The 8,438-nt window shown below is 71.9% G+C and carries 10 protein-coding genes and 1 pseudogene; 6 read left to right on the top strand and 5 right to left on the bottom strand.

Annotated elements, in window-relative coordinates:
• From C2865_RS31215 to C2865_RS31200, 4 genes and pseudogenes are all read left to right on the top strand, one after another.
• Nucleotides 1-489, top strand: a pseudogene (locus tag C2865_RS31215) (3-ketosteroid-9-alpha-hydroxylase); the annotation flags it as partial.
• Nucleotides 486-728, top strand: a complete 243-nt coding sequence (locus tag C2865_RS31210; RefSeq protein WP_106402187.1) for a ferredoxin — start codon at nt 486-488, stop codon at nt 726-728. The pseudogene C2865_RS31215 and the gene C2865_RS31210, both read left to right, overlap by 4 nt.
• The gene (locus C2865_RS31205; RefSeq protein ID WP_106402186.1) at nt 721-1,524 is read left to right on the top strand and encodes an SDR family NAD(P)-dependent oxidoreductase; all 804 of its coding nucleotides are present in this window, start codon (nt 721-723) and stop codon (nt 1,522-1,524) included. The genes C2865_RS31210 and C2865_RS31205 overlap by 8 nt, the downstream gene beginning before the upstream one ends.
• The gene (locus tag C2865_RS31200; protein ID WP_106402185.1) at nt 1,521-2,315 is read left to right on the top strand and encodes an SDR family NAD(P)-dependent oxidoreductase; all 795 of its coding nucleotides are present in this window, start codon (nt 1,521-1,523) and stop codon (nt 2,313-2,315) included. The genes C2865_RS31205 and C2865_RS31200 overlap by 4 nt, the downstream gene beginning before the upstream one ends.
• Nucleotides 2,316-2,381: 66 nt before the next feature.
• On the opposite strand, the gene C2865_RS31195 is transcribed toward C2865_RS31200, so the two are convergent.
• From C2865_RS31195 to C2865_RS31180, 4 genes are all read right to left on the bottom strand, one after another.
• Nucleotides 2,382-3,239 carry a hypothetical protein gene (locus C2865_RS31195; RefSeq protein WP_106402184.1) on the bottom strand — a complete coding sequence of 286 codons (858 nt, stop codon included), beginning with the start codon at nt 3,237-3,239 and terminating at the stop codon, nt 2,382-2,384.
• A 56-nt stretch (nt 3,240-3,295) separates the two neighbouring features.
• The gene (locus C2865_RS31190; RefSeq protein WP_106402183.1) at nt 3,296-4,918 is read right to left on the bottom strand and encodes an AMP-binding protein; all 1,623 of its coding nucleotides are present in this window, start codon (nt 4,916-4,918) and stop codon (nt 3,296-3,298) included.
• 159 nt (nt 4,919-5,077) lie between these two features.
• Nucleotides 5,078-5,311, bottom strand: coding sequence for an SDR family NAD(P)-dependent oxidoreductase (locus tag C2865_RS31185; protein WP_106402182.1), 234 nt, complete (start codon nt 5,309-5,311; stop codon nt 5,078-5,080).
• Nucleotides 5,312-5,365: 54 nt separating this feature from the next.
• A complete protein-coding gene (locus C2865_RS31180; RefSeq protein ID WP_106402181.1) occupies nt 5,366-6,808 on the bottom strand; it encodes an MFS transporter in 1,443 nt (480 codons plus the stop codon).
• A gap of 140 nt (nt 6,809-6,948) precedes the next feature.
• Between C2865_RS31180 and C2865_RS31175 the strand changes: the two genes are divergently transcribed.
• Nucleotides 6,949-7,551, top strand: a complete 603-nt coding sequence (locus C2865_RS31175) for a TetR/AcrR family transcriptional regulator (protein WP_106402180.1) — start codon at nt 6,949-6,951, stop codon at nt 7,549-7,551.
• Nucleotides 7,552-7,642: 91 nt separating this feature from the next.
• Nucleotides 7,643-8,023: a hypothetical protein gene (locus C2865_RS31170; RefSeq protein WP_106402179.1), complete on the top strand. Its 381-nt coding sequence runs from the start codon at nt 7,643-7,645 to the stop codon at nt 8,021-8,023.
• Between the two features lies 1 nt (nt 8,024).
• Here C2865_RS31170 and C2865_RS31165 read toward each other — a convergent pair whose 3' ends face one another.
• Nucleotides 8,025-8,399, bottom strand: a complete 375-nt coding sequence (locus C2865_RS31165; RefSeq protein WP_106402178.1) for a YybH family protein — start codon at nt 8,397-8,399, stop codon at nt 8,025-8,027.
• Nucleotides 8,400-8,438: the final 39 nt, after the last annotated feature.

The following is an 8,438-nucleotide window of genomic DNA, read 5'->3' as shown; positions in this document are numbered from 1 at the left end:
AACAAGATGATCGGCAACACCTCGGTGGCGACCTACCACGGCCCGTCCTTCATGATCGACGAGCTGACCTACCACTACGAGGGCTTCGACCTGCACTCGGTGCTGATCAACTCGCACTACCCGATCGACGAGAACTCCTTCGTCCTGCACTCGGGCATCATCGCCAAGCACGGCGAGAACCTGCCGCGGGAGGCCGCCGAGGTCATGGCGGGCAAGCTGTCGAGCTTCATCCTCAAGGGCTTCGACCAGGACATCCAGATCTGGAAGAACAAGACCCGCATCGACAACCCGCTGCTGTGCGAGGAGGACGGGCCCGTCTACCAGCTGCGCCGCTGGTACGAGCAGTTCTACGTCGACGCCGCGGACGTCAAGCCGGAGATGGTCGACCGGTTCGAGTTCGAGATCGACACCACCCGTCCCGTCGAGTCCTGGGCCAAGGAGTGCGAGGAGAACCTCGCACGCGCCGCCGCCGCAGAGGGACGGTCATGACCGTCCGTCCCGACAACCGGCTGGCCGACGCGCCCATGCAGGCGCTGCGCTGCCGGCGGTGCGACGGTCCCGTGCTGGTGCGCAAGTCCAGCTGGGAGCAGACCACCATCCAGTGGAGCGAGCAGGCCATGGCCGACTGCCCCAACCTGCGCACCGACCGGTACGAGACCTGCCCGGATCTGCGCATGACGATCCAGCAGGCGACCCTGGACGGCGCCGTGAAGGTCATCGATGAGTGAAGGCGCGCTGGCCGGACGCACGGCCATCGTGACGGGGGCGGGCGACGGCATCGGAAAGGGCGTCGCCCGCCGGTTCGCCGCCGAGGGCGCCCGCGTCCTGGTCGCCGAGATCGACACGGCGAACGGGGAGAGGGTCGCCCGGGAGCTGCGGGAGGAGTTCGGGGCCGAGGCGCTCTTCCAGGCCACCGACGTCACCGACAAGGCCCAGGTGCACGCCATGGTCGACACCGCGGTGCGCGCCTGGGGCTCGGTGGACGTCCTGGTCAACAACGCCTGGGGCATGGGCACCGTCGGGCGGGTCGAGCGCAAGACCGACGAGCAGCTGCAGCGCGCCTTCGCCATGGGCTACTACGGCCCGCTGTGGGCGATGCAGGCCGCCTTCCCCCACATGAAGGAGCGCGGCTGGGGCCGTGTCGTCAACATGTGCTCGCTGAACGGTGTCAACGCCCACATGGGGACCCTGGAGTACAACTCGGCGAAGGAGGCCCTGCGGACCCTCACCCGCACGGCCGCCCGCGAGTGGGCGCCCACCGGCGTGGTGGTCAACGCCGTGTGCCCCGGTGCCAAGAGCGCCGCGTTCCAGCGCAGGGCGGCGGCGAACCCCGAGATCGCCGCGATCGCCGACAAGGCCAACCCGATGGGTCGGCTCGGCGACCCCGAGACCGACATCGCACCCGTAGTGGTCTTCCTCGCCAGCGAGGCCGCCCGCTACCTGACCGGAAACACCCTGTTCGTGGACGGCGGCTCCCATATCAACGGCGTCGCCTGGACCCCGGACCTGGACGGAGAACAATGATCGACAAGGACCAGTACGGCCCGTGGGCCGTCATCGCCGGCGGATCCGAGGGCGTCGGTTCCGCCTTCGCCCACCGTCTGGCCGACGCGGGCATCAACCTGGTGCTCATCGCCCGCAAGCCCGGCCCGCTGGAGGAGACCGCCGAGCAGGTCCGCGCCAAGGGCGTCGAGGTGCGCACGCTGCAGCTCGACCTGGTCGCCCCCGAGCCGCTGAAGGCGGTCCGCGAGGTCACCGACGGCCTCGAGGTCGGCCTGTTGATCTTCAACGCGGGCGCCAACACCTACGGGCACGAGTTCGTCACCGGCGACCTGGACCGCTTCCAGGGCGTCATCGACCTGAACATCACCGCGCAGCTGGCCCTGACCCACCACTTCGGCGCCCTGATGAAGGAGCGCGGCCGCGGCGGCATCATCCTGGTCGGCTCGATGGCCGGCTACATGGGCCAGGCCCAGATCAGCATCTACTCCGCCGTCAAGTCCTTCGGCCGCGTCTTCGCCGAGGGCCTGTGGCTGGAGATGCGCGAGCACGGCGTCGACGTCCTCGAGCTGATCCTCGGCGTCACCCGCACTCCCGCGATGGCGCGCGCCGGCCTCAAGATGGACATCCCGGGCATGAAGGTCGCCGAGCCGGACGACGTCGCCCGCGAGGGCCTGGAGCACCTCACCGATGGCCCCATCTGGGTCGCCGGCGGCAACTACGAGGACGTCCAGAAGCGGGCGGGCTTCCCGCGCTCCGTCCTCGTCGCCAAGGCGCACGCCGCCATGAAGCGCATGCTCCCCCCGGCGAGCTGAGCACCCGAACACCCGGAAAGGGGAGAGCACCGGCCGGTGCTCTCCCCTTCTCCGTCGGCGGTTCCGTCAGGTCTCACGCTCGGCGCGTGCCTCGGCCGCGGCGTCGAGCAGGCCGCCGACGGTGCGCCGCGGGCCTTCGCCGGAACGGGACGGGGCCTGGAAGCGGTTCAGGAGCTCCAGGCGGACCCGTGCGGCCTCGTCGCGGACGACGCGCAGCAGCAGCGCGTCCTTCTCGGCCTCCGGGAGGGAGCCGATCAAGCCGGCCCAGCGGCCGTCGCCGTCCGCGGCGGACGGCAAAGGCGGGCTCGCCTCCACGGCGACGGCCAGCAGGTCGGTGTCGAGCCGCAGGATCTCGGCCAGCGCCCGCTGCGGCTCGGTCAACGACCCCAGCCCCGCCGGCACCGGTGGTTCGCACCGGCTCTCGTGCTCGTCGTCGAAGGCGCCCTCGTCGCGTTCCCAGGTCCCGTAGGCCGCCAGCCAGGCCAGGTACAGCGGCCGCAGGTCTCCCGCGACCAGTTCCGCCCGGACCCCGGCGATCGTCTCCAGCAGCCCCTCGAGCTCCTCCGGCCAGTCGCCTCCTTCCTCCTCCTCGCTGGTCAGCTCCACGAGGACGTGTTCTCCGTGACCCCACGCCTCCACGTACCCGTCGACCAGGAAACCCGCCACGGCGTCGGAGGAGAGCAGCCCTTTCGGCAGGCGCAGCATCACGTGGCGTGTGCCCCAGTCCGCCAGATACAGATGGGCGTCGTAGTAGCGCTCCATCAGCCGCCGGGGCTCCCCCTTGAAGTCCCCCCACTCGTACTCGTTGACGAAGCCCGTCGCGGTGATCTCCGCCCGGGTGGACAGCTCCCGCACCTCGGCCTGCTCCTCCGCGCCCAGCGGACGATCCACCGCGAGAAACTCGTAGTACTGATACTCCCCCAAGGCCCAACCCCTCCTCTGAAATACGACAGGGCACCGTTGTACCGCTGTGCGCGGCCTCAAGGGCGCCATCGGCGGTAAGTGCCGCCCTCCCACCGGTAGAGGGGGTCGGTGGTGTGCCAGGCCTCGTCTCGCAGGGGGCGTTTGACCACCTTGCTGGTGGCCGTACGGGGGAGTTCTGCGGTGAGCCGGATGTATCGGGGAGACCATTTCGTGCCGAGGTCAGGCTGATCGAGCAGGAAAGCGGTGAAAGCCGTGGGATCGAAATCAAAGCCGGGTTTGAGCACCACCGCGGCCATGACCTGGTCGCCGACGTGCTCGTCCGGGACGGCGTAGACGGCGACGTCGGCGAAGGGCTCGAAGCGGGACAGGAGGCGTTCGACGGGGGCGGCGGCGAAGTTCTCGCCGTCCACGCGGAGCCAGTCGCTGTCGCGCCCGGCGAAGTACCAGAAGCCCTCGGCGTCGCGGTAGGCCAGGTCCCCGGACCAGGACCAGCCGTTGCGGACGCGCTTGGCGGTGGCCTCGGGGTTGTTGTAGTAGCCCTCGAAGACGGTGGCTCCGCGGGTGTTGACGATCTCGCCGGTCGCCTCGTCGGCGTTGAGCAGCGTGCCGTGCTCGTCGAAGACCGCGCGGGGGCATTCCTCCAGGGTCTGCGGGTTCACGACGATCGTCCCCTCTTCGGCCACGCCCAGGGAGCCGGGCGGGGTGCCGGGGACGCGGACGATGCGGATCTCGCCCTCGCTGGATCCGTAGGAGTCGAAGACCTCGCAGCCGAAGCGGCGGGAGAACTCCTCGATGTCGCGTTGCGCGGCCTCGTTGCCGAAGGCGATGCGCAGCGGGTTGCTCGCGTCGTCCGGTTGTTCGGGGGTGGCCAGGATGTAGTTCAGCGGCTTGCCGACGTAGTTGAAGAACGTGACGCCATAGCGGCGCACGTCCGGCAGGAACCCCGAAGCGGAGAACTTCCGGCGCAACACCACGCATCCCCCGGCGCTGACGGCCGGTGCGATGCCCGCCATGAGGGCGTTCGAGTGGAACATGGGCATCACGACGTAGAAGACGTCGTCCGCGGTGAGGCCGCGGCGCTGCTGCTGCTGGACGGCGATCCGCCCCAGCCTGCCCTGGGTGCAGACGACGGCCTTGGGCGCCGACGTCGTGCCGGAGGTGAACACCAGCGAGAAGATCGCCTCCGGCCGCACCGCCGCGCCTGCGACGTCCGCCGGTACGGCCTTCGCCAGCGCCTCCGCGTACTCCCCGCCGTCCACGACCAGCCGGGGAACGTCCGGTACGAGCCCTTCGAGCAGAGGTGCCCGGCTCGTCTCGGTGACCAGCACCCCGCAGTCGGTGAAGGTGATGTCCCGCGCCAGTTCCGCACCCCGCCGCGTCGGGTTCAGCTCGACGACCGGCATCCCCGCCAGGGCCGCCCCCAGCAGCCAGAACACATGCTCGGGCCCGTTCTCCAGAAAAAGCCCCACATGCCAGGCCCCTGCTCGCCGCATCCCGAGCGCGACCCCCGCGCGCAGCCGCGCCTCGGCGACGACCTCCCGCCAGCTCCAGCACCGCTCCTCGAACCGCAGCCCGACCCGGTCGTCACCACCCCGCGCCTCGACCAGCCCGGCGAAGGTCACCTCCTCCGCAGGCCTGTCATCGACCAGAACCTCGCCCGAGCCCTTGTCCTGCGGCATACGCACCTCCCACGAGAGACCTCCCCCAAGAAAACCGGCTCGCCGCTCCCCGCCGCCGAAACCGATCTCGCTCACCGGAACCAGCCCGGAACGACCGGTCGGGCCCGGCGCGGGCCCGTTCACCTGACGTGACGACCCGCGCCGGTTCTGCGGTGGTCTCTACAGCCGGCAGAGCAGGGCGGCTTTCGAGACCGCGTAGTCGGCGGTGTCGGGGTCGGTCAGGTCGGCCCGGATGAGGGTGGTGGAGTCGGGGAGCCGGGGCCGCGTGGCGCCGCCGCGGGACAGGGCCGCGGTGTGCGCGCCTTCGGCGGCGAGCAGGTGGACGGTGGCCTGGCCGATTCCGCTGGTGGCGCCCGTGACGAGGACGACCTTGCCGGTGAGGTGGAGATCCATGGTTTCCTCCGAAAGGAGAGCAGGGGGTGTGGAGGGTCGCGGAGCGGGCGGCCGTCAGGCGTGGGCCGCCCGCCTCCTGGTGCGCAGGGCCGCGGCGGCGATGAGGACGCCGAGCAGGACGAGGGCCGTGTTGGCGGCGATGGCGACGGTGACGCCGTCCAGGATCGCCCCGGCGGTCACCGCGCCGGCCGTGGTGGCGGTGACGATCGCGGACATGATCGGGGTGCCCATGGTGATGCCGACCTGCTGGGACATGGACGCGAGGCCGGTGGCCAGGCCCTGCTCGCGGTCGGGCAGGCCGGTGGTCGCGGTGACCATGAAGCCGACGATGACCAGCATGTTGCCCACCCCGCCGAGGAAGGTGGCGGGCAGCAGCAGCCCCATCGACGCCTGCGTCCCGCCCAGGAGCAGCAGCGCCGCGGTGGACACCGCCTGCAGCAGCCCTCCCGCGACCAGCGCGGTCAGGGTGGAGGTCCGGGCGATGAACCCGGCCGCGAGCAGCCCTCCGGCCACCGTCCCCGCGCCCAGCACGCCGAAGGCGATCCCGGCGGTCAGCGCGGAGAAGCCGAGGGTCTCCTGCATGTACAGGGTGAGCAGGTAGACGAGCGAGGTCTCGGTGGCGAAGGCCAGCAGGCCGAGCACGTTGCCCCAGGCCACGGTGCGCTTCTTCAGGACGTGGACGGGGACGAGGGGCTGCGCCGCCTTGCGTTCGACGAGGTGGAAGACGACGAGCAGCACGGCGCCGGCCGCCAGCGAGGCCAGCGCGGCGGGGTGGGTCCAGCCGTGCTCGCCGGCCTGGGTGAGGCCGAGGATCAGCGCGAGCAGGCCGAGGGTGACCGACAGGGCGCCGGGCAGGTCCATCTTCGGGCGCTCGGCGGGACGCGACTCCCGGATGACGCCGGGGGCGATCAGCAGGACGGCCGCGGCGACGGGGACATTGACGAAGAACGCCCAGCGCCAGGAGAGCACGTCGGTGAGGACGCCGCCGAGGACGGCGCCCGCGGTGAAGCCCGCGGACATCAGCGCGCCGTTGAGGCCGAGCGCCTTCTGCCGCAGCGGCCCCTCGGGGAAGGAGGTGGTGAGCAGGGCGAGTCCGGCGGGGGTGGCCGCGGCGGTCGCGAGGCCCTGGGCGACCCGGGCGGCGATGAGGACCCCGGGGCTGGTGGCCAGCCCGCCGACCAGGGAGGCGAGGCCGAGCAGCGCCAGGCTGCCGAGGAAGATCCGCTTGCGGCCGATGAGGTCGCCGACGCGGCCGAAGAAGAGGGTGAAGCCCGCGGCCGACAGGGCGAAGGAGGTGGCGATCCACTGGAGGCCGGACAGGGAGAACCCGAGGCCGTCCCCGATCGCGGGCAGCGCGACGTTCAGGATCGAGAAGTCGACGGCCAGCATGAACTGGGCGACCAGCAGCACCGCGAGGACGACCTTCTGGCGGCCCGTCAGGCGCGGCGGGCGGCCGTCGGCGGCCTCGGCTTCCGGCAGGAGTTCGGCGGTGGACATGGCGGCTTCCTTTCGGTGGGCGGGGGCGTCCCAGAAGAAGGACCCCAAACGGGACTGGTGTTCCGTTACGATGGAGACCGTAGCACCGTTCGCGCCACTAAGGGAACCCGAGTTCCATTTACGCCGAGAAGGAGCCGACCTTGACCGACACACCGCCGCACGGCACCGTCCGCCCCGGCGGGCGCACCGCCCGCGTCCGCGCGGCCGTCCTCGAGGCGGCGGGCGACATCCTGGCCGAACACGGCTTCGCCGCCCTGGACCTCGCCGAGATCGCCCGCGTGGCCGGCGTCGGCAAGACCACCGTCTACCGCCGGTGGGGCACCCCCGGAGCCCTCGCCGCCGACCTCCTGGCCGACATGGCCGAGCAGTCCCTCCCCCGCGCCCGCACCGGCGGCGTCGACGCCGACCTCCGGGAGAACGCCCGCCTGGTCGTCAGGTCGCTCACCGACCCCCGCCAGGGCCGCCTCTTCAAGGCGCTGATCGCCGCCTCCCTGTGCGACGAGCAGGCCGCCCAGGCCCTGCACCGCTTCTACGCCGTGCGCATCGACGAGTGGGCGGGCTGCGTCACCGACGCCGTCGAACGCGGCGAGCTCCCCGCGGGCACCCACGCCCGCCGCGTCGTCGCCCAGGTCTCCGCGCCCCTCTACTACGCCCTCCTCAACACCGGCGAACCGCTGACCGAGGACGTCGCGGACCGCGCCGCGGCGGCGGCGGTGGCGGCCGCGCGGGCCGGTGCCCTCTGAACGGGTGATGCGTATGACCCCCGGGCGAACCGGACCCGGACGCAGGCCGTCATACCCGTGGGTTCCGGTGGCTGGCCGGAAGGACGCGGGAGTGAAGATGGGGCTGTTCGACAGGATCAACCGGGGGCTGGGCGGGCTGATCGGGGCCGTGGACACCGAGACGGTGCGGATCGGCCGGGCCGCGCGGGCCGAACTGCTGGAGGTCGTGCCGCTGGGCACCAGCGTGCGGCACGGGGACGGGGTGGCCGAGCGCGTCTGCGAGTTCCTCGTCGAGGTCACGGTGGAGGACGCCGCCCCCTACCGGGTGCGGGTCCGCCAGCGCATGGCCCAGGTCTTCCTGGAGCGGCCCCTGCCCCGCGACATGTCCGTTGTGGCCGCCTGGGTGCACCCCCGCGACCCGCGCCGCGTCGCCCTCGACTTCGACGCCCCGCCCCCGCGCCCCCGCGCCGCCCCGCACCTGAGCGCCGCCTGACTCAGCCCGCCGGGTTCACGAACTCCGGCTGGTCCAGCAGCCGCAGCCAGCTCCCGTCGGGCTGGCGGCGGACGACCTGCGCCCGTGCGCCCGCGCCGTCCCCCGGCGGAGTCGAGGTGAGGGCGATGCCGCCGCTGACCAGGGTGGGCAGCGGCTCCTCCGGCTCGAAGCGCGGCCGGTCGGCCAGCACCTTCTCCCACAGCTCCCGGATCGCCTCGCGCCCCACCGTCCGGCCGCCCGGCGGGTAGGCCAGCACGGCGTCCTCCTCGTAGAGCGCCGCGACCCCGGCGGCGTCGCCCGCGTTGGAGCGCTCGACGAAGAACCGGGTGATGTCCTCCGGGCGCATGGCCTTCTCGTACTTGTCGTAGTCCGTCATGAGTCCAGCCTGGCCCAGTCCCGATCAGAAGTCCAACAG

Source organism: Actinocorallia populi, from assembly GCF_002995495.1.
Lineage (GTDB): Bacteria > Actinomycetota > Actinomycetes > Streptosporangiales > Streptosporangiaceae > Actinocorallia > Actinocorallia populi.
This window is presented reverse-complemented; position numbering and strand designations above follow the sequence as displayed.

Bases quoted from the DNA above. Each gene is read 5' to 3' on its own strand.
- C2865_RS31165 (WP_106402178.1), bottom strand. From the start codon at position 8,399: ATGACGGACTACGACAAGTACGAGAAGGCCATGCGCCCGGAGGACATC.
- C2865_RS31190 (WP_106402183.1), bottom strand. From the start codon at position 4,918: ATGCCGCAGGACAAGGGCTCGGGCGAGGTTCTGGTCGATGACAGGCCT.
- C2865_RS31205 (WP_106402186.1), top strand. From the start codon at position 721: ATGAGTGAAGGCGCGCTGGCCGGACGCACGGCCATCGTGACGGGGGCG.
- C2865_RS31180 (WP_106402181.1), bottom strand. From the start codon at position 6,808: ATGTCCACCGCCGAACTCCTGCCGGAAGCCGAGGCCGCCGACGGCCGC.
- C2865_RS31185 (WP_106402182.1), bottom strand. From the start codon at position 5,311: ATGGATCTCCACCTCACCGGCAAGGTCGTCCTCGTCACGGGCGCCACC.
- C2865_RS31200 (WP_106402185.1), top strand. From the start codon at position 1,521: ATGATCGACAAGGACCAGTACGGCCCGTGGGCCGTCATCGCCGGCGGA.
- C2865_RS31210 (WP_106402187.1), top strand. From the start codon at position 486: ATGACCGTCCGTCCCGACAACCGGCTGGCCGACGCGCCCATGCAGGCG.